Source organism: Chryseobacterium turcicum (assembly GCF_021010565.1).
GTDB lineage: Bacteria > Bacteroidota > Bacteroidia > Flavobacteriales > Weeksellaceae > Chryseobacterium > Chryseobacterium turcicum.
The window spans coordinates 676,933-700,119 of sequence record NZ_JAJNAY010000001.1; the positions used below are offsets into that span (position 1 = coordinate 676,933).

Below are 23,187 nucleotides of genomic sequence, written 5' to 3' on the forward strand. Positions count from 1 at the left end.
TATTAAGTTTTCAATATCTTTCATTTATTTTTTAAATTTACTTTTAATCTATTGGTCATGAAATTTCTATTATTTTTTTCTTTTTTCTTTTTGACGATCTGTATTTCGGGACAAAGGAAAAGAGAAGCGGAAGATTCTGTCAGAATAATGTTGCGGCAGAAATTTTTTTATGAAGAAAAAGGGAAATTTGGACTTAAAGACAGTCTTGATAAAAAGCTTACTCATGCGATATTCGACAATATTGATTTTTTTGATGAAAATTTATTTATAGTCGAAAAAGATTCGCGGTTTGGAGTAATTAATCATTTGGGAAAAACAATTGTTCCGGCTCAATACAAGAGCTTGAAAACAGGCAAATCTAATTTTGCAAATCAAAATCAAATCGACAAAGAAGAAATTGAGAATTATTTGAAAGATTTTATTTTTTCTTATACCAATGAAGATTTATATGAAGAGCAGTACGGAATTTATTCGAAAGATGGAAAATTGCTTTATCCTCCTATAATTCACCGTTTTTCTGAGGTTAAAAAATATAAGAATATTGTTTATTTTATTGTTGTTGAATATCCTATAACAGAAGGATTTGTTGGAGAGTACAACGGAAGTACATTAAAAGTGAGTCAGCGAAGACTGGTAAAATTTCAAAATAACCAATTTAGCAATCAACCTATACAGGTAGATTATGATGATTTAGGTTTTTTGCCTATTGAAAATAAAAACATTTTGTTCTACAGAGAGAGTTTAAAAGGAGGTTTCTACAATATGGAAACCGCTCAGAAAACAGAACGGAAATATAAAGGTTACGAAGTTTTAAACAATAAGATTTACGCGGCTAAAGAAAAGTTCTATAATTACATTCTTGATGAGAATTTCAAAGAGACCATTAGTAAAGACAGCATCAGCAAAATCGTAAACGGCTATCTATATCTAAATGAAGGCGGGAATTTTCGTCTGATGAAAGATGATGTAAAATCTAAATTTTCTTATCCATTAATTGAACCTGTATCTCATTACTTTGATTACGGTCATTATTCTAAGAACGAAAAATATGAAAATTATCTAACTGAGCTATTTAAGTTTTATCCTGATAAAGGTAAATATGGACTTATTGATTTTAATGGTGAAATATTCGTCGAACCAAAATACAGAGACATTAATATTTATCCATTGCGACAATATGTAGGAGAAAGTTACAATGAAAAGCTGGAAAATGAGTACAAGAAAAACCATCTTGAGTATCTCATTATTCCAGGAGGGCTTTTTGCTCCTGAAAGAGTTTGTTTTAATGAATTTAAAATCATTAATTCTCTAGGTGAAGAAATCGTTTATCTCGATGAAAAAAACTACAAAACTTACGTAACGAATGATAATTTCGGGACGTACAGCAAAAAAGGAATAACAAAAGATTTTTTTTACAGCAGTTCTAATCGTCAGAGTGGTTTTTTTGTGTATGATATAAAATCTGGAAAGATAATTTTAGCATCAGATAATGGTAATTTTTCTCTGAGGAAAAACGGTGGTTTCGTACTAAGGGCTTACGATGAAAACATCAACGTGCATACAGTTACGTATTACAGCAACAGGCTCAATAAACTATATGAGGAAAAAACACCAATAAAAGAATATTATGAAATAGAGAGAAGTGTCATAAAAAGCAAAGAAATATACTTCTTTAAAAATAATAAAGTAGGGTTGATTGATTTTGAAGAAAAGGAAGTTTTGCCTGCGAAGTATGATAACATTAAAATCGTGAATTTTCATTATTATAACTATTATCACAGAAGCGAAGATGATCTTGTAACTTCATTTATCGTGACCAAGAACGGGAAAACTGGTTTGCTTAATGAAAAATACAAGAAAATAATTCCACTAGAATATGATGAAATTAAATACCTGAGCAATCCTTATTTTGAAGCTTATCTAGTGAAGAAAGACAACAAATACGGTTTGGTTTCTAAAAATAATGTATTGCTTGCACCCATCATTTACAACAGTGAAATTTATTTTGATGAGGAAAGAAAACAGTTTGATCTGAAAAATGAAAATAGGGTAGTTTTTATGCTTGATTACTCAAAACAGGATAAGAATATCTGGTATAATGTTTACGACGACAAAAAATATTATATGTTTAAAGATGGAATTATCTCAAAGATTGAACAGTAAAAAACACTACAAAAAAACCGCCTTAAAAAAGGCGGTTTCATGTTTATCTCAAAAAATCTTAATGATTTTCATATTTTCTGTCCATTACAAAACTCTCCATGAATTTTGTCGTGTAGTTTCCTGAAAGATAATCTTCATCTTCCATCAACTGTCTGTGGAAAGGAATGGTCGTTTTTACTCCTTCAACATAGAATTCTTCCAAAGCACGCTTCATTTTTGCAATTGCTTCTTCACGGGTTTGAGCCGTTGTAATCAATTTTGCAATCATAGAATCGTAGTTTGAAGGAATGGTATATCCTGAATAAACGTGTGTGTCTACTCTGATACCGTGTCCTCCAGGAATATTTAATCCAGTGATTTTTCCCGGTGAAGGTCTGAAATCAGCGTAAGGGTCTTCTGCGTTGATTCTACATTCGATTGAGTGTAATTTTGGATAATAATTAATTCCTGAAATTGGAGTTCCAGAAGCTAATAAAATTTGCTCACGAATTAAATCGTAATCTACAACTTGCTCAGTAATAGGGTGCTCAACCTGAATTCTCGTATTCATTTCCATGAAATAGAAATTTCTGTGCTTGTCAACCAAGAATTCGATAGTTCCTACCCCTTCATAACCGATAAATTCTGCTGCTTTTACTGCTGCTGCACCCATTTTCTCACGAAGCTCGTCAGTCATGAATGGAGAAGGAGTTTCTTCAGTTAATTTTTGGTTTCTTCTTTGTACAGAACAGTCTCTTTCAGAAAGGTGACAAGCTTTACCAAATTGGTCACCTGCAACCTGAATCTCGATATGTCTAGGCTCTTCAATCAGTTTTTCCATGTACATACCTCCGTTTCCGAAGGCAGCAACAGCTTCCTGAATTGCAGATTCCCAGTGTTCTTTAAGGTCTTCAGCTTTCCAAACAGCTCTCATCCCTTTACCACCACCACCTGCAGTAGCTTTGATCATTACCGGATAGCCTGTTTCTTCTGCCGTTTTTACTGCGTGCTCATAAGATTCAATTAAACCTTCAGAACCAGGTACACAAGGTACATTTGCCGCTTTCATGGTTGCTTTAGCATTTGCTTTATCTCCCATTCTCTCGATTTGCTCAGGACTAGCACCAATAAATTTGATACCATTTTTCTGGCAGATTCTTGAGAAATTAGCGTTTTCAGATAAGAAACCATACCCTGGGTGAATTGCATCTGCATTTGTAATCTCTGCAGCAGCAATAATATTAGAGATTTTAAGATATGAGTCTTTGCTCATTGCAGGACCAATACAAACAGCCTCGTCAGCAAATCTTACGTGAAGACTGTCTTTGTCGGCAGTAGAATATACTGCAACCGTTTTGATTCCCATTTCTTTACAAGTACGTAAAATACGCATTGCAATTTCGCCACGATTGGCAATTAATATTTTTTTGAACATCTTCTTAAATTTGAAAATTAGATAATTTGAAAATTAGATTAATGTTATTTGAATGTAGAATTTTAGTCTAACATCTAATGTCTAACATCTAACTTCTATTAAGATGGATCTACTAAGAATAAGGGTTGGTCATATTCAACAGGAGTAGCATCATCAACTAAAATCTTCACGATTTTACCGCTTACTTCAGACTCAATTTGGTTGAATAACTTCATTGCTTCGATTACACAAACTACTTTTCCGTTAGATACTTCGTCACCTACATTTACAAAAACATCTTTATCTGGAGATGGTTTTCTGTAGAAAGTTCCGATCATTGGAGATTTAATAGTTACATATTTACTATCATCAGATGTAGCTTCTGCTTTTTCTGGAGATGCAGATGCTGCTGCAGGTGCATGTCCTGGAGCTACTTGTTGTGGAGCTTGCTGATACATTGCTGGCTGAGCTACATAGCTTACTTCATTACCTCCTAGTGGAGTTTTAATAGTAATTTCGAAATCTTTAGTTTTATATTTTACTTCTGAAACTTCAGCTTTAGATACAAACTTGATAAGATTCTGTATGTCTTTAATGTCCATAAAATTGATATTTGATTTGCTGTCAAAGATACCAAAAAAACACAAAAAACAACAAAAAACCGCCAAATTTTATAAAAATTGGGCGGTTTCTGTATTAAAACGAGTGTTTTTCGATGAAAAGCGACTCTTAGTTTTCTTCAGTAGTTGCTACTTCTTTTTCCATAACTATTTTACCTCTGTAATATAGTTTTCCTTCGTGCCAGTGAGCTCTGTGGTATAAATGCATTTCTCCTGATGTTGCATCTTTTGCTAATTGAGGAACTACAGCTTTATAATGAGTTCTTCTCTTATCTCTTCTTGTAGACGATTGTCTTCTCTTTGGATGTGCCATTTTGTAATAACTTTTTTAATTGATGAGTGATGAGATTCATCATCTCATCATTAAACTATTTAATTTTTATTCTTTAAATTTTTTAAAGCGTCCCATCTTGGGTCACTTTTTTGTTCTTCCTCTTTTATTTCTTCTGGACTGAATTTTTCAAGGGTTTCCAAATCTTCATCACTTATATTAGGTGATACTTTTTTCATGGGTATTGAAAGTGCCACATTTTCATATATCAATTGTGAAATATTAAAAGCGTGGTCGTTTGTAGGAATGGTGATAACGTCTTCTTCGCTGTCATCATACTCTTCCCCAAACTTTACCAAAATACCAATTTCGTTTTCAATAGCGTATGTAAAATCTTCGTTGGTGATATCACAAACCAATTCTACTGTACCATCTACTCTTATTTCAAATTCTAAAAAAGTAGTGTGTTTATCAAGTAAAACATCTACTGCAATTTTAGGATCTGTAAATTCTTGATCAGTCTCAAATAATTGAAAGAACTCTTTATCTATCTCAAATTTGAACTCGTGCTTGCCGGTTTTTAAACCAGAAAAGCTTACATCGTAGTTTCTTAACTTGTCCATAAAATGAGTGTGCAAAAATATGCATTTTTTTTAATATTACAAATAAAATTCATAACAAATTAATTTTTATTCATTTACAGATTTTATATTTCGCTTTCTATAGGTAAATCTTCATCAATTCCATTGTCTGAAGGCATCCTTCTTGGCTGTAGACGATTGCTCATCAAATCTTTATAATCATTTCTATGATTATAGATTTTAATTGCCGTAAAAATGGCCTCCATGAAGCTTTGTTCATCGGCAATATTTTTTCCTGCAATATCATAGGCTACACCATGATCGGGAGAGGTTCTGATAAATGGAAGTGCTGCCGTATAATTTACACCTTCTTCATAAGCCAGTGTTTTAAAAGGAGCTAATCCCTGATCGTGATACATCGCCAGTACAGCGTCATAGTTTTTGTATTTTGCCGGCTGGAAGTAGCTGTCTGCAGGGAAAGGGCCAAAAGTAAGAATTCCACTATCTGAAAGTTCTTTTATTGCCGGAGAAATGATTTCTATTTCTTCATTTCCGATTACTCCACCGTCGCCTGAATGAGGATTTAAGCCTAAAACAGCAATTTTGGGTCTTCTGATAGCAAAATCTTCAATCAATGTTTGATTTAAAGCGCGAATCTGTTTTTTTATTTTTTCTTTAGAAATGTTTTCAGCAACCTGAGAAATAGGAATGTGGTGAGTAGAAACCGCTACTTTCAAATCTTCCGATACCAAAAACATTAATCCTTTTTTATTAAATTTTTCTTCAAAATAACCGGTGTGACCTGCATGTTTAAAGCCCATTTTCATCATTTCATCTTTGTTGATGGGTGCGGTTACCAAAACGTCAATTTCACCCTTCATTAAAGCTTCAGTTGCAGCTTCTAATGAGTCTATTGCCATTTTTGTAGATTCTTCTGTAGGTTTCCCCAGTTCTACATTAGAATTTTCTTTCACCAGATTTACCATATTGAGCTTTCCGCTTTGGGCTTGCGAAGCTTCAGTAATGTAGTTGAAGTTTAAATTAAGCTTAAAAAGGTTTTTTTGATAGGTGAAAAGTTTACCCGATCCAAAAATAACTGGAGTGAAAAAATCTGTAATGGTTTTGTCAATCAGAGACTTCATGATGATTTCGGGGCCAATGCCGTTGAAGTCACCAATTGAAATTCCTACTCGTACTTTATGGTTTTTTGGGCTCATTTTGATTATCTTTGAAGATTATAATTTTACAAATTTAGCAAAAAATAATATGTTCACAGGAATTATTGAAGCAGTAGGAGTTATTGAGAAGATACAAGAAAACGGAACGAATATAGACTTTACCCTAAGTTGTCCTTTTACAAACGAGCTAAAGATTGACCAAAGTCTTGCGCATAACGGCTGTTGTTTAACGGTTGTTGAGATTAAAGATAATCAATATGTGGTTACCGCAATCAATGAAACGTTAGAAAAAACCAATTTAGGCAAATGGAAAAAGGGGAGTGTGGTAAATTTGGAACGTTGCATGAAGATGGATGGAAGGCTTGATGGGCATATTGTACAAGGGCATGTAGACAAAACCGGAGAAATTGTAAGCATCGAAAACAAAGATGGCAGTTATTTTGTTACTGTAAAATATAATTCAGAAGGTAATTTTGTTACAGTTCCTCAAGGCTCAATCACGATGAACGGAATTAGTTTGACGGTAGCTAAAAGTGAAGATTTTCAGTTTTCTGTAGCAATCATCCCATATACTTGGGAATTTACCAATATGAATACTCTTCAGGTGGGCGATAAAGTCAATCTTGAGTTTGATATTATTGGTAAGTACATTTCAAAACTAATTAGCAGGCAGAATGGCATTTAATAAATATAAAGGATATAGCTTAAGGAACCGTGTATTTTTCGGATTCTTATTAATATGTCTTTTAAGTGTTGCCGCATCTTCTCTGGTTCCTTACTTTGTTTTGCGAAATAATGCATTGGAGCAAAGTAAAATTGATATGCAGGAGAAAACCAATGCGGTGATGGCCTATTTTGATTATGCTTTGAGTCGTACTACGGTACAAACTGAAGATCTTAGAAAGGTTTTAGGAAATAAGATATTCGAAATTGCCGATATTAACCAACATGATATCATTGTTTATGATCTGAAAGGGAATTATTTGCTGTCAAATAAAGATTTGAATCTTGTTGATCGCAAAAAAATCCCAATGGATGTTGTTAATAAGCTCTTATCCAAAGAGACTCGATATGATGTTCGTGGGTATGATGCTTCCAAAGATGCGGTGTATACTTCATCGTATCTTGTTCTGAAAAATAATATGTGGGAACCTATAGGGATTATCTATATTCCGTTGTATCATAATGAGTCTGCTTATATGGAGGTTTTGCATAAGTATGTGATTTATATCCTTTTAATAGATTTAATTATTATTGCTTTCAGTATCTGGCTGAGTTGGGTTACTTCAAATAATTTAGCGAAAAATATTACGAAATTCTCTGATATGATTACGCGTATCACTCTTTTTGAGAATGAAATGCGCCCGATTAAATATTATAAAAATGATGAGTTGAATGCTTTGGCGAGAGCCTATAACAGGATGATTCTTCAAATTCAGGATCAGAAAGAAAGGCTTCGTTTTAAGGCATCAGAAGAAGCGTGGCGTGAAATGGCGAAACAGGTTGCTCATGAAGTGAAAAATCCTTTAACACCGATGAAGTTGACTATTCAGAATTTTGAAAGAAAGTTTGATCCTCAAGATCCAAATATTACAGAAAAAGTAAAGCAGATGAGCAAAACAATGGTTGATCAAATTGATGTTATTGCGACGGTAGCTTCTGCCTTTTCAGAATTTGCAAAACTTCCCGAAAAACATAATGAAGTCATTAATCTGAATAATGAAATAGAGGATATTTTAAGAGTTTTCAATGATGATCAGATATTTGTTCATTCTAATAAGAACAATATTATGATTACGATGGATCGTGTTTTCCTTTCGAGAATTATTACCAATTTGGTGACCAATGCTAAGCAGGCTGCAAGTGATGATAGAGATCTTTTGGTGAATGTAGATATTGAGCAGCATCAGAGAAGGGTGATAATTTCTGTGCAGGATAACGGAATCGGAATTCCTGAGGATATGTATGAAAAGATTTTTGAGCCTAATTTTACCTCAAAAAACAGTGGGATGGGGCTTGGTTTATCAATGGTTAGAAAAATGGTAGAAGATTATAAAGGAGAGATTTCTGTGAAATCTGAAGTGGGGAAAGGTTCTACATTTATCATTACTTTACCGACTAATTTATAGTGAAGCCTTTTACATTTAAACAGTTCGAAATTCAGCAGTCGAAAAACGTTTTCCGTGTAGGAACAGACGGTGTTTTGTTGGGTGTTTTAGCAAATGTTAATCATGCTTCAAAAGCTTTGGAAGTTGGAACCGGAACGGGCTTGATTTCTTTAATGTTGGCTCAGAGAAATGCTTCGGCTCAATTTTTAGGAATTGATATTAATGAAGATGCAGTAGACCTTACTCGAAGTAATTTTGAAAATTCACCTTTTACTACAAGATTAAAAAATAATCATCAGGATTTTAAAAGTTTTGAATCGGCTGAAAAATTTGATTTAATTGTTTCAAATCCACCTTATTTCGAAGAATCTGGTTCTGAAAAAGATAAATTGGCACGTCAAACCGTAGAGTTAAACTTCTTACAGTTGATTGCGAAATCATCAAAACTGCTTTCTGAGAACGGTATTTTATCAGTTATTATTCCTTTTGAAGCAGGAGTTGATTTTACGAGAATTGCTTTAGAGAGTCAATTGTTTTTGAGTCGAAAAATTAATATTATAGGAATTGAAAACTCAAAAATAAAACGATTGGTCTTAGAATTTTCTTTAGAAGAAAAAGAGGTTGAAGAATCTGATTTTATTATAGAAAAAAGTCCGAGACAATACTCGGACCAATATCTTGAACTCACCAAAGAGTTTCATGTTTTTAAAGAAGTTAGAAATTAGATTTTAGAGGTTAGTAATATTTTAATCTCTAAATTTTTCAATCTTTTAATAATTTTATTCGAATAATTCAGACGTATCAAGTACTGTAACCTTTCCATCTTCGCATCTGATTGCTTCTCCCGGGAAATTTTGAATCATATGATAATCATGGGTTGCCATTACGACAGCGGCGTGATTTTCTTCAGCTACTTTTTTCAGCAGCGTCATAATTTCGTTAGAAGTTTCAGGGTCTAAATTTCCTGTTGGCTCATCCGCTAAGATTAAGTCAGGGTGATTCAGAAGAGCTCTTGCAATGGCGATACGTTGTTGTTCTCCACCAGAAAGTTCATGCGGCATTTTGTGCTTTTTGCCTTTCATGTTTACACTTGAAAGCACTTCATTGATACGCTCGTCAATTTTTGTTTTGTCGCTCCATCCTGTAGCTTCTAAAACAAATTTTAAATTTTTCTCAACCGTTCTGTCAGAAAGCAACTGAAAGTCTTGGAAAACAATCCCTAACTTTCTTCTTAGGTTAGGAACTTCTGATGCTTTTAATTTAGCCAAATCAAAACCTACAACTACTGCTTTCCCTGAAACCAATGGGATGTGTCCGTAAAGGGTTTTCAAAAGAGAGCTTTTTCCGGAGCCTGTTTTTCCGATAAGATAGCAGAATCTTCCTTTTTTTATAGTAAGGTTGACGTCAGAAAGTACCGTGAAACTTTTTTGGGCAATCTTTGCGTGTTCCAGGCTTACAATGATGTCTCCGGTGGTATTTGTATGTGGCATAAATTTAATTTTTATAGGCTTTACAGAAAGCTCTTTTTTCAGATTTTAAAAATAAAAAAAGATATTTTATAAACCTAAAAATTAAGATATTTTAACAACAAAAAATGCCTGAAAAAGTACTTTTCAAGCATAATCTGTATATTGTAACTAAAGAATTATCTTTTAGCTCTTGCAGAACTTACTGAAAGGCTTTTTCTGCCTTTAGCTCTTCTTGCAGCTAAAACTCTTCTACCGTTTGGTGTAGACATTCTTTCTCTGAAACCGTGTTTGTTTCTTTTCTTTCTTTCTGATGGCTGGAACGTTCTTTTACTCATTACTATATATTTTAGTCGTAATTATCTATTAATTTTCAGGTTGCAAAGATATCAATTTTTTTATTAGATACAAATATTACCTTTCTTTTTTTGAAATATTTTTAATTGATTTATAGATAGGTTAATGAAAAAACTGAGCGCATGCTGTTTTATATTTACTATTCATTCCGTTTAAAACCTTTATCTTTGGAAACTCAAATTTAAAGAAAATGTTTACACCTGCAGAACTTTTAGAAATCAAGCAACTTCTAGTACCGGAAAATAAAATTGTTATTCTTACCCATTACAATCCGGATGGAGATGCTATTGGCTCTAGTTTAGGCTTAAAACATTACTTAAAAGCTAAAGGTTTAGAAGCTGAAGTTGTTGTTCCCAACGATTTTCCTAAGTTTTTGAAATGGATGCCCGAAGCGAAAAAAAATATTGTAGGCGAATACAAAAGAAAAATAGCTTTTGATATTATTAATGAAGCCGATGTTATTTTCTGCCTTGATTTTAATTCTCCGGCAAGAATTGGGATTTTAGGAGATTGGTTAATGAGAGCAAAGGCAAAAAAAATCCTTATCGACCATCATCAGCAACCCGAAGATTTTGATTTCGTGTATTCGGATACCGTTATTCCGGCGACTTGCCAGATGGTTTATCATTTCATTGAAGCGATGAATGATGAAGATTTAGTTAATAAAGATATTGCAGAATGCCTTTACACGGGTATTATGACCGATACAGGAGGTTTCCGTTTCCGTTCTACAAGTGCGACTACGCATAGAATTGTTGCTAATTTAATTGAAAAAGGAGCAGACCCATCTGTCATTACATCTAATACTTGGGATACCAATACCGTTTCACGTTTACATTTACTGGCGCTAATTCTTGGTAGAATAGAAGTGGTGAATGACGGAAAAGTGGCGGTTTTATATTTAACAAGAAAGGAACTTCAGGAATATGGCTTCCAGAAAGGCGATACAGAAGGTTTTGTAAATTACGGACTGAGTATTGTCGGAGTAAGAATGGCTGCATTCTTTATGGAAGATTTATATGAAGATTTCATTAAAATTTCTTTCAGAAGTAAAGATGAGGTCGATGTTAACCAGTTTTCAAGAAAATATTTCAGTGGAGGAGGTCATATCAATGCTGCAGGAGGAAAATCTATGGAATCTTTACCAGACACCATCGAAACCTTTAAAAGCAGAATTGCCGAAGAGAATTTGTAATTAGTTACAATAATTAACAATTGACAATTAAAAATTAACAATTATAATTTCTTATAACCTCTTTCCTCAAGTTCGTTACAGGTATATTCGTACACTTCCTGAAACATCACATCCAGAAACTTTTTATTGAAAAGACTGAATTTGGTCATCTTGGGTGGGTCTAAAAATATATCACAATGGCTTACTTTCGAGTAAACAGATTTGGCGATGGCTAAATGTAAAATACGGTCAAATTCTTTCATGAGACTCATGTTTTCAAGCCCGTCATAGCTGATGGAATTGACATGTGAAGCAATCAGAAAATCGCATTTGTCAATAATCGGTTCTATCGGAAGATTATCTAAAACTCCGCCATCTACATAAATTTTCTCACCAATCTTTACAGGAGGTAAAACAAAAGGTACGCTTGATGAAGCCAAGAGAGGCCCAAAAAGCTCACCTTCAGAGAAAAAATCTACAATGCCGTGAGTCATTTCTGTAGCCGCAACATACATCGGAATTTTTAAAATCTTAAAATCATCTTCAGGAAAATGGTCATTAAAAAGTTTAAGAATAAATTTTGAACTAAAAATTCCGTTTTTGGAAAGCTTAAGATATGAACGTGAAAAAAATGTGGTTTGTCTTACAATCTCCATCATTTCGTCAGGTGTTTTTCCGAATGAGTAAAATGCGCCAACAATAGAGCCCGCGCTTGTTCCCGAAATAATATCCGGTTTAAGGTTGTATTCTTCCAGTGCTTTTAGAACAGCAATGTGGGCAATTCCCCGCATTCCGCCGCCGGAAAGTGTAAGTCCTATAATGGGTTTCTTTTTTTTGAAAGAAAATAAATTCATTGAAAAATTTAAGCCTTACTAAGATATGATTTTATATATAAACGGAACTCAAGATTGATAAATGATTTTAAAGAACCAATTTTTTTGGTAAATGATGCAGAAGTTCAGTATTGATAATTTCGGCACAGATAGAAGGTTTTTCCCAATGTCCGTTGTGTCCACAGTCAAGTACGTATGATTTAATATTGGTGCGGTCTGGAAGGTTTTTAATGGTGTTTTCTGTTTTTACGGCATTGTCATGTTTTCCGGCAAGAACTAGAATTTTACATTCCAAGTTTTCTAAAATATGTTTTTTATCGGTTCTTTCCACCATTCCTTTTACACAAGCCAAAGCTCCAAGATTATTCGTTGAAAGGGCAACTTCCAAAGCGGTCTCTATTTTTCCTTCCAGAACGTCTCTTTCGTTAGGATTAAATAAATTCGGAATTCCTACTCTTGCATAATGTGCAAAAGCATCTTTTATCACTCGGTAGCTTTTTTTACGCTGCTCTTTTTTCTCTTCATCATCCGGAAAGTAGGTAGAGAAAAATAAAGTAAGACTCTTTAAATACTCCGAAAATTGCTCGGCAAACGCCAAAGAAACATAGCCACCCATTGAGTGACCAAGCAAATGGACATTTTTTAAATTTTGATCATCTAAAACTTTTTTTACTTCTTCAGCCATCATTTCCATGGTATGAACTTCAGCTAAAATATCCGATTTCCCATGTCCCGGAAGATCTATTTTCAGTAAAGTAAAATCTGCGGAAAGTTTTTTCTCCAAATCGCTCCAGATTGAAATGTTTTCCATAAAACCATGAAGTAGAACTAATGTTTCTTTTCCGTTTCCTTTTTTTTCAAAATTGAGCATAGCTTTAATATTTTAGTATTTAATATCGATATAGTCTACAAATCCTGAACCATTTACCATATCCTGAAGTCTGTATGTTTTTCCGCCGTCTTTAGAAGCAAAAGTTTTGGTGCCTTTTCTGGTGTATGGTTTTCCGTTGTCATTTTCAGTGATTTTTTGTGTAATCTCACCGGTAAAATTCATGTGTTTTGGTGAAACGACTTGTATAAAACCTTTAATAGTTACCGAATTATTTCCTGATTTAATACTTCCTGAAACATCATAATTATCTCTTTCACCCTCAATTTGTGTAAACTTTACAGTTCCTGAGTATTTGAGTGAACTGTCATTCTGATAAGTGAATGCATGTGTTCCGTTAAAATCTTTAAAGCGATTTTCACTGTTTTTGGCTTTAATGCTGTCGTTCAGTTTTGTTCTTGCTGCATTAATGGAATCTACAATTTTTGTGCTGTCAACTTTGTTGTTAACTTCTGTAGTTTCTTTCTTTGAGCATGAAAAGCTTAGAATTCCGATTCCGGCTGCAATTAAAATGTTTTTCATCATGGTTTGAATTTTTTTACGCTCAAATTTATATAAAAAAAGAGCATTATAAAAATGCTCTGAGGTTTTTAAAATTTATTAGCCACTCAAACACGAATATTTTACTGAATAAGATTTGTGCATTGGTGGGAAAAAATATAAATAAGTGTACTTTGAAACTAGGAATTTGTATTCCCTAGAAGTTTATTTTATTACGTTTTCATAAACTTTCTTTTCCCAAGGTTTGATGTCACTTATTCCGTAACGTTCTTTTTTAGAAATCGAAATATTATCCATCATATCAACGAAATTTTTATAATTAGCATCATCTGTAGGTTTTACAATAATGGTGAAAATTTCTTTTTTCGGAGCGTTCTCATAGGCTTTAGAAATAATTTTAGAAACGTTTACTCCGCTATAGTCTGTTTCTTTTAAACCAGCTTCTGTAAGGTCATTTTCATTGCTTTGATGATAAAAAATACGGTTATTTTCTCCGATGATAAAGGTGATTTGATTTTTCTCATCAATATTGTAATTTGTAGGATATGGATCATCATTTTTTGCAGGCAAGCCTAAATCCATCACGTTGGGTTTTGAAAAACTTGATGTAAACATAAAAAACATTAAGAGTAAAAAATTTAAATCGACCATCGGTGTCATATCGATTTTAATGAGTTTCTTGTTTTGTTTGCCTTTAGATTTTTCTTGGGTAATAACTTCAGCCATAATTCAGTTTTTTAAATGTTGAACGAATTTTTAAAATCAATGAAATTTTATTTCACTTTAAATTGATTCGATGCAAAGTTTATACCTAAACATTAGCTTTAGTGTTAAATTGTTAAAATAAATTTTGATTTGGTAATTGATTGGTGTTTTCATTAAAAAAGCCTTATCAAAATGAATTGATAAGGCTTAAATTTATAATGGGTTGTCTTATTTATTATTCTTAAAATAATTAACACCGCATTCTAAGAATTTTTTAAACTTCTCTTTTTCCATGTAACCAGAAACGGGAGTATTGATTACTTTTCCATCCGGAGTCAAAAGAACGTAGTGTGGTTGAGAATTATTATTAAAATTAGCGGTCTGGAACAAACTCCATCTGTCGCCAATTGTTTTTACTTTTTTCACCTGCCCGTCTCCCAAATCAATTTTGGTTTTTTGGTCTTCAGGAAGTTCTTCTTTGTCGTCTACATAAAGAGAAGCAAGAACAACATCGTTCTGAAGAATTGGTAAAATGTCTGGTTCGCTCCAAACGAATTCCTCCATTTTTCTACAGTTTTCACAACCGTAACCAGTGAAGTCAATAAGGATTGGTTTGTTTTCTTTTTTTGCCAATTCTATAGCGTTAAAGAAATCATGTTCCGGGTGCATTCCCAAAATTCCGTCTTTTTCATTGTGGAAATAGCTAACATTCAATGGAGGCAAAATTCCGCTTAATAATGATAGTTTTGGTCTTTCTGCAGGAACTAATCCTTGAATTAAATATACTACAAAACCAATTCCTAAAACTCCAATAATTTTTCTTGTTATAGAGATTTTCGGCTTTTTGTCATCGTGAGGGAATCTTATTAATCCGAATAAATAAATAACCAATCCGATGGCAATCACAATCCAGATTGCGATGAAAAGTTCTCTTTTAATTAAGAATGTTTTAGATACTAAATCTGCTTTTGATAAGAATTTTAAAGCTAAAGCCAATTCTACAAAACCTAAAACAACTTTCACGGTATTCATCCATCCTCCAGATTTTGGAAGACTTTGTAAAGCTTGTGGGAAAAGTGCCAGCAATCCGAAAACAATTGCCCAAGCCGATCCGAAACCTGCTAAAGCAAAAGTAAGTAGCATAGGAACGTTTGCCGAACCTGTAATGGCGCTTCCCAATAAACCTCCTAAAATAGGTCCTGTACAAGAGAAAGAGACGATAACTAAAGTTAAAGCCATAAAGAATATACCAATGATACCGCCAGTTTCTTCTGCTTTTGAAGATTTGTTGGCGATAGAGCTTGGTAATGTAATGTCATAATATCCGAAGAAACTTCCTGCGAAGAAAATAAAGATGATAAAGAATACAATATTTAACCAAACATTGGTCGAAATTTCGTTGAAGACATTTCCTGCAATTCCATCAATTAAATGGAATGGAATACTTAGTGAAACAAAAATCACAAGAATGAAAAACCCGTAAACCAAAGCATCTCTTTTACCTTTTGCCGGATTTTTATTTCCTTTTGTAAAGAAAGAAACGGTAAGCGGAATCATCGGAAAGACGCATGGCGTCAACAAAGCAATTAAACCGCCGATGAAGCCTAGTAAAAGATACGTCCAGTAATTTTCAGCTATTTTTGAAGAGCCAGTTCCGCAATCTGTTAATGGTTTTGAGATGTCAATTGACGCTACTTTTAATTGTTTAGGGTCTAATTTTGAAGCCTCAACGATGGTAGAATCTCCTTTTACAGGATTTCCGGTAAGAGTTTCTACAACTTTGGCAGAATCTTTAGTTGCCTCAGTTTTATCATCAGCTAGAGTTTCTTCTGTCGCTCCTGTTGGAGTTATTTTTTTATTGAATTCTAAAGTATTCGGAGCCAAACAAACTCTGTCATCACAAGTCTGATACGTGATTTCAGCAACTACGTCTCCTACTTTTGTGGGGTCTTTTAGTTTAAATTTTTGCTTAAAACCTGCAGAATTTGAATAGTAGATAATCGTTCCACCAAAAGCTTCCGAAAATTCTTCATGCTTTTTCCCAACTTCCTGAAATTTACCAATCAGTTCTATATTTTTACCAGAAACTATATATTCTGTAGGAATCCCTGTATCTTCTGGGATATCTCTAGAGTAAATGTGCCATCCGCTTTCAAGCGTTGCATTCAAAACGGCTTCGTATTGGTTGTTACCCAATTCGTTGACGGTGAATTTGAATTTTACTGGATTTTTTATTTGTGCCGAAATTCCTATAAAAAGGAAAAGAAATGTCAATGTAAAGAATTTCAGAATTGTATTAGATCGCATACATTAAAATGATATTTAATTAAAAAGATTATAGATACCTACAAAAATAAACGTTTAAAATGTTTTACCCAAGTTTAATTTGTATTTGGTAGTGAGCTTCTGGGTTAAAATGTAAAACCGTATTCAAGATTAGCGACAAAACGTCGCGTTAAACCATCAGGTCTTACATCACGTACCAGAAATGGTGCTCCTATACCGAGTTGAAAACCATTGCTTTCATTGATTTTGTAGTTGAGAAATAAATTTCCATTAACCGTAAGTCCTTCCGAATCTTCTATCGTTCTTTGTACACCTTCATCACTGGTAAATTTATCTTTTGAAAGATGATAAATACTCAATAAACCCGGTGTAATCTGTAATTTGTTGCCAATTTTGAAAGGATAAGATGCCCGAAACAAGAGGTTTTCGTTACGTTTGAAGTTATTATAATTGTGAAAGAATATCTACTGTAGATGCTCTTACTTTATAATCTGGATCAAAGTGTCTCCAGGTAATTTCTTTGTTTTCATTGAGAATGAAAGTCGCAGAAACTGGAAGCCTTCCAGATTGGTCTGATCTACTGTTGGCAAAATCATCCTTTAATTTTGAGTTGTAAAACTCCAAAGTTTTTTGATCAGGAGTGTATAAAACATCAAATGCTTCGGCTATTTTGTACCCTTCATCATATAAAACGGTATATTTTGTATTGGTTTTCTCGATCGTTTTTTCAATAAACTCGGGTTTCTCTGGGGAGATAATCACCAGCTTTGCATTTTTGTTTTGTAATTCAGGAGAAAGGTCTTGTAAATCTTTCACATATTGATTACAGTAAGGGCACCATTGTCCGCGGATAAATACCAGAATGATTTTTTGTTTTTGATTATTCAAAGAAAATGATTCACCAAACTGATCTTTTGCAGTGAAGTTTTTTATTTTGTCTCCCACCATTTTCCCTTTTACCTGATCGATAGCTTTCATTGCGCTCTTAGGTTTTTTGCTGGTCATGCTTTTTTGAAGTACCGCATTTCCTACCTGTAAAAATTGCTGGGCATTATAATATCCAAAATCATATTGTACAAGTTTACCTTTGCCATCCAAAAACAGAAATGAAGGGTAATTTGTGATTCTGAATTTCTTCACCAATTCAATGCCTTCTTTATTATTTTCAGCATCTATTGCGAGATTTACAAAATGTTCATTAAAAAATTCTCCCAGTTTCTCATCGGGAAATGTATTCTTCTTCATCAGTTTACATGGGCCACACCAGGTGGTAAATAAATCGATAAAGATGAGTTTGTTTTCTTTTTGGGCAATCTTTTTTGCTTCTTCCAAGTTTACATTTTGAAAATTGATGCCTTTTGCTTCTTGCGCACTTACAGAAATCCCTATGAACAGGAAAATACTGTATATAATTGTTTTGAACATAATAATTGTTTTTTAAGTTCTTGTTAGTGTTTAATGATACATTATTAGCTTTTGGAGATGTTGAATGCCAATCAATCAGCCAAAAACGAACAGCTACTAATTAAGTTCCTCAGAAAAAGAAAAAATCACCCGAGAGTCAAGTGATTTGTTTTAATTTATTGATTTTCAGGTTGAAAACTTTCGTTTTTTATTTTTCGAATCTGTTCTACGCATTTGTACTTTTGGTTTTGCGCATTATGCTTGCTAGAATATTGATATTTATCTTGAATCTCCTCAATGCTTTTATTTCGGATGAAAATATCATGAATCAGATTTTGGCAATGAACAGATATAGATTGTAGGTAGCCGGTAAGTTTTTCCCAGTAATATTTTTCGTTTTCTATCGCCGAATTTATTTCCTGTTGATGTTCTATAAAATAAGTGTCAGGAAATTCAATATAAAAACTTCTGTTTTTTAGTTTTTTCAACCACAGATTTTTAGAAATCCCCACAATATAATTGCCAAGACAGGTGTAGACTTCAAAATGATCGGCATTTAGTTTCTCATAAAGAATCAACAAAGAATCCTGGAAAACATCTTCTGCGTCTTCCAAACCTCCTTTGTTATTGAGGATGAATCTTTTGGTAAAGACAAAATACTGTTGGTATAAAATACCAAAGGCTGCGTTGCTATCTGCTATAAAATCTTCGATGGCTAAAGAATTGGCAGTTCTTCTATCCATTGTACAATTACTTTTTTGGGTGTATCGTTGTTTGCCTGAAATCTGCGGTCTTGTCGGTAAGGAATTATTCCTAAAACCTGATCTTCACCGTCGCACAAAATCCAGATTTTTTCTTTTTCTAAAACAGAGATTTTTTCGTCTTTAAAAAATTTGGATACTTTCTTTTTTCCTGCAAATTTTACAGGATAAAAAATGTCACCCTCTTTTTTTGTTCTTAATTTCAGTGGGAAAATAAGTTTTTCAGCATCAAATTGCCAGATGAAATCTTTTGGCGCATTGATGTGCTTAGAAATATCAATGTTTAATCTGTTTTGATTCAAATCAAGACCATTAGTTAAAATGATTTCTTTATAAATTGTGTTTTTTGAATTTAAATTACTGAAAATCAATTCTTTTCTATTGATCGTTAATTTGAATTCTTTCGAATAAAATGAACTTCCCGTTTCTGCCAAGAAGATTTTTTCATTTTCTTCAGGCTGTGTAAATCCATGTTTTTTAAAAATCTCAAACTTTACAAAATCACTTTCCAAAGCAAGTTTTTCTTTCGATAAAATTTTATATTCTTTATCGCTAATTAAAAGCTTTGTTTCAATCTCCTGAATTTGTTTTTGTACAAAATCTTTTGTTTGATTTAAATAGGAAATACTTTTAGCAAAATTTTCCAGAAAGTTTTCATTGGTTTCAGATAATTTAGGAACAATTTCGTTTCGTATTTTATTTCTTAGATAATCACTTTTTTTGTTGGAAAGGTCTTCACGAAATTCAATCTTATTTTCTTCTGCAAAATGGTAAATCTCTTCTTTTGAAAAATTTAATAGTGGTCTGAGGATATTATTTTCATTGGCAGGAATTCCGCTTAAACCATTGATGCCCGAAGCTTTTGATAAATTAATGATAAAGGTTTCCAGCTGGTCATTTAAGTGATGAGCTGTTACCAAGAAATCTAAATTCTCTTGCTCCTGAATTTTTCTGAAAAACTGATAACGAATTTCTCTCGCCCAAAGCTGAATAGAATTTTCAGGCTTGTTATCAATCTCCGAAACTTCATATAAATGAAATTTAATATGGTTCTTTTTACAGAAATCTTCCACTACTTTTTGATCGGAAACAGAATCTTTACCTCGAAGTTGATAATTAATATGAGCAATCTGAAACTCGTAACCCAAATCTCGTAACTCATTAAAAAGATACGCTAAAACCATAGAATCTGCACCTCCGCTTATGGCCAAAAGATAGGTGGATTTGTCTGACGACTGAGCAAGATTTTGAAGCTGTTTTTTGAAAGCGAATCGTGTAATCATAGTGCTCAGAATTTCTTTTGTACAAAGATAATCCTATTTATTAAAATGAATTTTGTTACCTTTGAAATCGTTTAAAAAGTTTATTTATGAAGATTTTTAAAGTTTTATTAGCTTCAGTAGTGGTGTTGGGAATGACATCTTGCGTTAGTAAGAAGCAGTATGATGCCCTAAGTGGCAACTACAAACAGTGTATTGAAAATATTGGAGAGAGACAACGTGAAATTCAGGATTTGAAAGGTCAGAATTCTACATTGGCGGCGGAAAATAACTTATTAAAAAGTCAGCACGATGCTTTGAAATCATCTTTGGATGCTTGTCTTTCAAATACAGGAAAGAGCTCATCGAATATTGATAAATTGGTTGGTGAGATTAATGCATCAAACTCGTATATCAAACAGCTTATTTCTGCAAATGCGAAAAATGACAGCTTAAATTTAGCGTTATCAAACAAGCTAAAAAGATCTTTGGATAATATGGCTGATCAGGATGTTCAGGTAAAAGTTCTTAAAGGTGTTGTAATGATTTCATTATCAGATAAATTGTTGTACAAAACTGGTGACTTCAATGTTTTACCTGCAGCTCAGGAAGTTATAGGAAAAGTAGCAAAAGTGATCAACGATTATGATAAATATTCTGTATTGATTGAAGGAAATACAGATAACGCACCATTAAACTCTGCAAACGTGCCAAGAGACAACTGGGATCTTTCTGCATTGAGAGGTACAGCAATTGCTAAAGTATTGCAAAGTCAGTTTGGAGTAGATCCTGCAAGAATTACAGCGGGTGGTCGTTCAGAATACAATCCTAAAGCAACAAACATGAGTGTTTCTGGAAGAGCTGAGAACAGAAGAACAGAAATTATCATCATGCCTAAGCTAGATGAGTTTATGAAATTGATGGATATTGCTCCTAAGAAGTAATAAGACAAAATTTAAATAAAAAATTCCGATAAGTGATTATCGGAATTTTTTTTTGTCAAACTACATCTTCTTTTTTCAAGAGTTTTATAATTTGATCCCAGAAATAACTGCGTTTTCTTTTTGGGAAACTATGTTTTGTGGATGACTTGGTGGTCGTGTAATTCTTATCGTCATTCACGGGTAATAAATTTGTTTTCATCATCTTCATTTAAGTATTTTTACCTCCTTCTCTGTTTTTGCAGTGCCGCAAAGTTATTGAGCTTTCATCAACAAAACAATCCGTATTTTTACGGATGTTTTTTTGAGAAGCATTCGTAGCAAGACACCGAATTATTTTAATTAAATTTGAACAAATAAAAAAAATAATGAGTTTTTTTGAAGAAAAAAATCCTGAAATGGATCGATATTTGGAAAATCACGCTTCTTCTGAGCCTGAAAATCTTAAAAAATTAAGAAGAGAAACTTTTCAGAAAACCACTCAGCCGCATATGATTTCCGGTTATCAGCAGGGAAGGCTTTTAACGATTGTTTCTAAAATGCTAAATCCTAAAAATGTTTTAGAAATAGGTACTTTTACAGGATATGCTACGCTTTGTTTGGCAGAAGGCCTTTCTTCTGATGGGAAAATAACGACCCTTGATGTTAATGAAGATTTGGCTTACCTTCCCAAAAAATATTTCTCTGAAAGTAAATTTTCAACACAAATTAATTTTCAAATTCAGGATGCAAAAGAGTTTCTGCGAAATACCGATGAGGTTTTTGATTTGATTTTTATTGATGCTGATAAAGAAAATTATGCAGAATATTTTAGATTAATTAAACCAAGAACAAAATCGGGTTCTGTTATCCTATTTGATAATGTACTTTGGTATGGTAAAGTTTTAGAAGAAAACCCTAAGCAAAAATCTACGCAGGTCATTAAAGAGCTTAATGATTTGGTGGCAAAAGATGAAGATTTTGAAAATCTTATTTTACCTTTGCGTGACGGAGTAAATTTCCTCAGAAGGAAATAATTTGAGGTTGAGTGTAAGGTTAAGAATTTTACAGCGTTATTTTTCTAAACCTCAACCTATAGCTGACCTTTTAATAAAATACAATGAATAAAGGAATTTGTACAGTAACTGTCGCGCCTGTTCGTGCTGAAAATTCAGATAAAGCAGAAATCGTTACCGAAATTTTGTATGGTGAGAGTGCTGATATTTTGGAAGTAAATAAAAACTGGACGAAAATAAAAATGCACTACGACGGTTATGAAGGCTGGATGGACACCAAGCAAATTAAACCCGTCACTGAAGAATATCTTAGTAATAGAAAAGTAAATTTAATTACCGAAGATTTTTCGTCGGTAATGACTCTGGAGGGAAAAACGCTTTTGTCAATGGGTTCTGAAGTAGAGTTTCCGGCGGTTGCATCGAGAAGAAGCCACGATACTCGTGAAAGTATTGCTTTGACGGCAAAAGAATTTCTCAACATCCCTTATTTATGGGGTGGGAAAAGTTTTTTTGCAGTCGACTGCTCTGGTTTTGTACAATTAGTTTATAAAATTCACAATGTAAAAATGCCCAGAGATACTTATCAGCAGGCAGAAGTGGGGGAGACTTTGAGTTTTGTAGAAGAAAGCCAGCCAGGAGATTTAGCCTTTTTTGAAAATTCCGAAGGCAAAATTATCCATGTCGGAATTATGCTAGAAAACCAAAAAATAATTCACGCTTCCGGAAAAGTGAGAATAGATACGCTCGATTCTAGTGGTATTTTTAATAAAGAGATGAATAAACATACGCACAAACTAAGGGTGATTAAAAGCGTTCTATAAATCTCTTATGGAAAGCGTTATTTTTTTTGTTTTTGATGTGCTGACTTTGGTGTTAATCCTTTTTTTATGGATTTATACTGTAAGAGTATTTAAAAAACTTCCGGAAAAAATCCCTACCCATTTTGATTTTGAAGGGAAACCGGATTCTTTTAGCGGAAAAAGATTTATTTATTTTCTGCCTATTTTATCATTGATATTTTACATAGCTTTCTATTTTATTACCAGAAATCCCGAGTCTGGAAATTTTCCAGTTGAGATTACCACGGCAAACGGTGAAACTCAATTTTTCATCATGATTTTTTTGATGAAATGGCTTCTGTTTCTCATTGTACTTCTGTTTTTAAACCTTCATGATTATACGATAAGATATAGTTTTAATGCTGATTCAAAAGCGAGAGTTCATATCTTATTATTTATTCCCTTTATTTTTATAAGTGTAATGGTTGCGATTGTCACAGCTTATATTTATGAATAAAAACCA

Annotated in this window: 25 protein-coding genes; 9 read left to right on the forward strand and 16 right to left on the reverse strand. The window is 33.2% G+C overall.

The features are described 5' to 3' along the window. Positions 1-57: 57 nt before the first annotated feature. Complete coding sequence (locus tag LO744_RS03195; RefSeq protein WP_230667146.1) at positions 58-2,163, forward strand: WG repeat-containing protein; 2,106 nt, start codon at positions 58-60, stop codon at positions 2,161-2,163. Positions 2,164-2,221: 58 nt separating this feature from the next. Here the strand turns inward: LO744_RS03195 and accC are convergent, their stop codons facing one another. The 5 genes from accC to pdxA form a co-directional block, all read right to left on the reverse strand. After that, positions 2,222-3,577, reverse strand: coding sequence for an acetyl-CoA carboxylase biotin carboxylase subunit (accC, locus tag LO744_RS03200; protein WP_230667147.1), 1,356 nt, complete (start codon positions 3,575-3,577; stop codon positions 2,222-2,224). Positions 3,578-3,675: 98 nt separating this feature from the next. Continuing rightward, positions 3,676-4,158 carry an acetyl-CoA carboxylase biotin carboxyl carrier protein gene (gene accB, locus LO744_RS03205; protein WP_230667148.1) on the reverse strand — a complete coding sequence of 161 codons (483 nt, stop codon included), beginning with the start codon at positions 4,156-4,158 and terminating at the stop codon, positions 3,676-3,678. A gap of 127 nt (positions 4,159-4,285) precedes the next feature. Continuing rightward, positions 4,286-4,489, reverse strand: a complete 204-nt coding sequence (rpmF, locus tag LO744_RS03210; RefSeq protein WP_076560319.1) for a 50S ribosomal protein L32 — start codon at positions 4,487-4,489, stop codon at positions 4,286-4,288. A gap of 59 nt (positions 4,490-4,548) precedes the next feature. Then, on the reverse strand, positions 4,549-5,070 hold the full coding sequence (locus tag LO744_RS03215) for a YceD family protein (RefSeq protein ID WP_230667149.1): 522 nt from the start codon (positions 5,068-5,070) through the stop codon (positions 4,549-4,551). 83 nt (positions 5,071-5,153) lie between these two features. Beyond that, a complete protein-coding gene (gene pdxA, locus LO744_RS03220) occupies positions 5,154-6,245 on the reverse strand; it encodes a 4-hydroxythreonine-4-phosphate dehydrogenase PdxA (protein ID WP_230667150.1) in 1,092 nt (363 codons plus the stop codon). Between the two features lie 49 nt (positions 6,246-6,294). Between pdxA and LO744_RS03225 the strand changes: the two genes are divergently transcribed. Genes LO744_RS03225 through LO744_RS03235 form a run of 3 tightly spaced genes read left to right on the forward strand, consistent with a single transcriptional unit; the run spans position 6,295 to position 9,039 of the window. Beyond that, positions 6,295-6,891, forward strand: a complete 597-nt coding sequence (locus tag LO744_RS03225; RefSeq protein ID WP_230667151.1) for a riboflavin synthase — start codon at positions 6,295-6,297, stop codon at positions 6,889-6,891. Further along, positions 6,881-8,335: a sensor histidine kinase gene (locus LO744_RS03230; protein ID WP_230667152.1), complete on the forward strand. Its 1,455-nt coding sequence runs from the start codon at positions 6,881-6,883 to the stop codon at positions 8,333-8,335. Before LO744_RS03225 ends, LO744_RS03230 begins: the two co-directional genes overlap by 11 nt. Beyond that, positions 8,335-9,039: a tRNA1(Val) (adenine(37)-N6)-methyltransferase gene (locus LO744_RS03235; RefSeq protein ID WP_230667153.1), complete on the forward strand. Its 705-nt coding sequence runs from the start codon at positions 8,335-8,337 to the stop codon at positions 9,037-9,039. Before LO744_RS03230 ends, LO744_RS03235 begins: the two co-directional genes overlap by 1 nt. Before the next feature lie 54 nt (positions 9,040-9,093). Here LO744_RS03235 and LO744_RS03240 read toward each other — a convergent pair whose 3' ends face one another. Then, positions 9,094-9,804, reverse strand: coding sequence for a cell division ATP-binding protein FtsE (locus tag LO744_RS03240; RefSeq protein ID WP_230667154.1), 711 nt, complete (start codon positions 9,802-9,804; stop codon positions 9,094-9,096). 155 nt (positions 9,805-9,959) lie between these two features. Beyond that, positions 9,960-10,118: a 50S ribosomal protein L34 gene (gene rpmH / locus LO744_RS03245; RefSeq protein WP_054511485.1), complete on the reverse strand. Its 159-nt coding sequence runs from the start codon at positions 10,116-10,118 to the stop codon at positions 9,960-9,962. Positions 10,119-10,327: 209 nt separating this feature from the next. On the opposite strand from rpmH, the gene LO744_RS03250 reads away from it, so the two are divergent. After that, entirely contained in the window at positions 10,328-11,332 is a 1,005-nt protein-coding gene (locus tag LO744_RS03250; protein WP_230667155.1) for a DHH family phosphoesterase, read from the forward strand. Positions 11,333-11,373: 41 nt separating this feature from the next. Here LO744_RS03250 and LO744_RS03255 read toward each other — a convergent pair whose 3' ends face one another. The 9 genes from LO744_RS03255 to tilS form a co-directional block, all read right to left on the reverse strand. Next, on the reverse strand, positions 11,374-12,165 hold the full coding sequence (locus tag LO744_RS03255) for a patatin-like phospholipase family protein (RefSeq protein ID WP_230667156.1): 792 nt from the start codon (positions 12,163-12,165) through the stop codon (positions 11,374-11,376). A 67-nt stretch (positions 12,166-12,232) separates the two neighbouring features. After that, a complete protein-coding gene (locus LO744_RS03260; protein WP_230667157.1) occupies positions 12,233-13,015 on the reverse strand; it encodes an alpha/beta fold hydrolase in 783 nt (260 codons plus the stop codon). A gap of 12 nt (positions 13,016-13,027) precedes the next feature. After that, positions 13,028-13,558, reverse strand: coding sequence for a hypothetical protein (locus tag LO744_RS03265; protein ID WP_230667158.1), 531 nt, complete (start codon positions 13,556-13,558; stop codon positions 13,028-13,030). Positions 13,559-13,738: 180 nt separating this feature from the next. Next, the gene (locus LO744_RS03270) at positions 13,739-14,260 is read right to left on the reverse strand and encodes an ExbD/TolR family protein (protein WP_230667159.1); all 522 of its coding nucleotides are present in this window, start codon (positions 14,258-14,260) and stop codon (positions 13,739-13,741) included. A 207-nt stretch (positions 14,261-14,467) separates the two neighbouring features. After that, the gene (locus tag LO744_RS03275; RefSeq protein WP_230667160.1) at positions 14,468-16,546 is read right to left on the reverse strand and encodes a protein-disulfide reductase DsbD family protein; all 2,079 of its coding nucleotides are present in this window, start codon (positions 16,544-16,546) and stop codon (positions 14,468-14,470) included. Positions 16,547-16,650: 104 nt separating this feature from the next. Continuing rightward, positions 16,651-16,884: a hypothetical protein gene (locus LO744_RS03280; protein ID WP_230667161.1), complete on the reverse strand. Its 234-nt coding sequence runs from the start codon at positions 16,882-16,884 to the stop codon at positions 16,651-16,653. Positions 16,885-16,969: 85 nt separating this feature from the next. Next, complete coding sequence (locus LO744_RS03285; RefSeq protein ID WP_230667162.1) at positions 16,970-17,950, reverse strand: redoxin domain-containing protein; 981 nt, start codon at positions 17,948-17,950, stop codon at positions 16,970-16,972. A gap of 155 nt (positions 17,951-18,105) precedes the next feature. After that, a complete protein-coding gene (locus tag LO744_RS03290; protein WP_230667163.1) occupies positions 18,106-18,672 on the reverse strand; it encodes an RNA polymerase sigma factor in 567 nt (188 codons plus the stop codon). Continuing rightward, complete coding sequence (tilS, locus tag LO744_RS03295; protein ID WP_230667164.1) at positions 18,645-19,973, reverse strand: tRNA lysidine(34) synthetase TilS; 1,329 nt, start codon at positions 19,971-19,973, stop codon at positions 18,645-18,647. The genes LO744_RS03290 and tilS overlap by 28 nt, the downstream gene beginning before the upstream one ends. An 86-nt stretch (positions 19,974-20,059) precedes the next feature. Between tilS and LO744_RS03300 the strand changes: the two genes are divergently transcribed. The 4 genes from LO744_RS03300 (at position 20,060) to LO744_RS03315 (ending at position 23,181) form a co-directional block, all read left to right on the forward strand. Beyond that, positions 20,060-20,893: an OmpA family protein gene (locus tag LO744_RS03300; RefSeq protein WP_230667165.1), complete on the forward strand. Its 834-nt coding sequence runs from the start codon at positions 20,060-20,062 to the stop codon at positions 20,891-20,893. A 365-nt stretch (positions 20,894-21,258) separates the two neighbouring features. Further along, positions 21,259-21,906 carry an O-methyltransferase gene (locus LO744_RS03305; protein ID WP_230667166.1) on the forward strand — a complete coding sequence of 216 codons (648 nt, stop codon included), beginning with the start codon at positions 21,259-21,261 and terminating at the stop codon, positions 21,904-21,906. Between the two features lie 83 nt (positions 21,907-21,989). After that, positions 21,990-22,706, forward strand: coding sequence for a C40 family peptidase (locus LO744_RS03310; RefSeq protein WP_230667167.1), 717 nt, complete (start codon positions 21,990-21,992; stop codon positions 22,704-22,706). Between the two features lie 7 nt (positions 22,707-22,713). Continuing rightward, complete coding sequence (locus tag LO744_RS03315) at positions 22,714-23,181, forward strand: DUF1648 domain-containing protein (RefSeq protein ID WP_230667168.1); 468 nt, start codon at positions 22,714-22,716, stop codon at positions 23,179-23,181. Positions 23,182-23,187: the final 6 nt, after the last annotated feature.

What these genes read in the sequence shown, in the direction of transcription:
- LO744_RS03260 (WP_230667157.1), bottom strand. Translation starts at nt 13,015, where the DNA reads ATGCTCAATTTTGAAAAAAAAGGAAACGGAAAAGAAACATTAGTTCTA.
- LO744_RS03270 (WP_230667159.1), bottom strand. Translation starts at nt 14,260, where the DNA reads ATGGCTGAAGTTATTACCCAAGAAAAATCTAAAGGCAAACAAAACAAG.
- rpmH (WP_054511485.1), bottom strand. Translation starts at nt 10,118, where the DNA reads ATGAGTAAAAGAACGTTCCAGCCATCAGAAAGAAAGAAAAGAAACAAA.
- LO744_RS03315 (WP_230667168.1), top strand. Translation starts at nt 22,714, where the DNA reads ATGGAAAGCGTTATTTTTTTTGTTTTTGATGTGCTGACTTTGGTGTTA.
- pdxA (WP_230667150.1), bottom strand. Translation starts at nt 6,245, where the DNA reads ATGAGCCCAAAAAACCATAAAGTACGAGTAGGAATTTCAATTGGTGAC.
- LO744_RS03275 (WP_230667160.1), bottom strand. Translation starts at nt 16,546, where the DNA reads ATGCGATCTAATACAATTCTGAAATTCTTTACATTGACATTTCTTTTC.
- accB (WP_230667148.1), bottom strand. Translation starts at nt 4,158, where the DNA reads ATGGACATTAAAGACATACAGAATCTTATCAAGTTTGTATCTAAAGCT.
- LO744_RS03240 (WP_230667154.1), bottom strand. Translation starts at nt 9,804, where the DNA reads ATGCCACATACAAATACCACCGGAGACATCATTGTAAGCCTGGAACAC.
- rpmF (WP_076560319.1), bottom strand. Translation starts at nt 4,489, where the DNA reads ATGGCACATCCAAAGAGAAGACAATCGTCTACAAGAAGAGATAAGAGA.
- LO744_RS03195 (WP_230667146.1), top strand. Translation starts at nt 58, where the DNA reads ATGAAATTTCTATTATTTTTTTCTTTTTTCTTTTTGACGATCTGTATT.
- LO744_RS03310 (WP_230667167.1), top strand. Translation starts at nt 21,990, where the DNA reads ATGAATAAAGGAATTTGTACAGTAACTGTCGCGCCTGTTCGTGCTGAA.
- LO744_RS03230 (WP_230667152.1), top strand. Translation starts at nt 6,881, where the DNA reads ATGGCATTTAATAAATATAAAGGATATAGCTTAAGGAACCGTGTATTT.
- LO744_RS03285 (WP_230667162.1), bottom strand. Translation starts at nt 17,950, where the DNA reads ATGTTCAAAACAATTATATACAGTATTTTCCTGTTCATAGGGATTTCT.
- LO744_RS03290 (WP_230667163.1), bottom strand. Translation starts at nt 18,672, where the DNA reads ATGGATAGAAGAACTGCCAATTCTTTAGCCATCGAAGATTTTATAGCA.
- LO744_RS03265 (WP_230667158.1), bottom strand. Translation starts at nt 13,558, where the DNA reads ATGATGAAAAACATTTTAATTGCAGCCGGAATCGGAATTCTAAGCTTT.
- tilS (WP_230667164.1), bottom strand. Translation starts at nt 19,973, where the DNA reads ATGATTACACGATTCGCTTTCAAAAAACAGCTTCAAAATCTTGCTCAG.
- LO744_RS03300 (WP_230667165.1), top strand. Translation starts at nt 20,060, where the DNA reads ATGAAGATTTTTAAAGTTTTATTAGCTTCAGTAGTGGTGTTGGGAATG.
- LO744_RS03225 (WP_230667151.1), top strand. Translation starts at nt 6,295, where the DNA reads ATGTTCACAGGAATTATTGAAGCAGTAGGAGTTATTGAGAAGATACAA.
- LO744_RS03255 (WP_230667156.1), bottom strand. Translation starts at nt 12,165, where the DNA reads ATGAATTTATTTTCTTTCAAAAAAAAGAAACCCATTATAGGACTTACA.
- accC (WP_230667147.1), bottom strand. Translation starts at nt 3,577, where the DNA reads ATGTTCAAAAAAATATTAATTGCCAATCGTGGCGAAATTGCAATGCGT.
- LO744_RS03305 (WP_230667166.1), top strand. Translation starts at nt 21,259, where the DNA reads ATGAGTTTTTTTGAAGAAAAAAATCCTGAAATGGATCGATATTTGGAA.
- LO744_RS03250 (WP_230667155.1), top strand. Translation starts at nt 10,328, where the DNA reads ATGTTTACACCTGCAGAACTTTTAGAAATCAAGCAACTTCTAGTACCG.
- LO744_RS03215 (WP_230667149.1), bottom strand. Translation starts at nt 5,070, where the DNA reads ATGGACAAGTTAAGAAACTACGATGTAAGCTTTTCTGGTTTAAAAACC.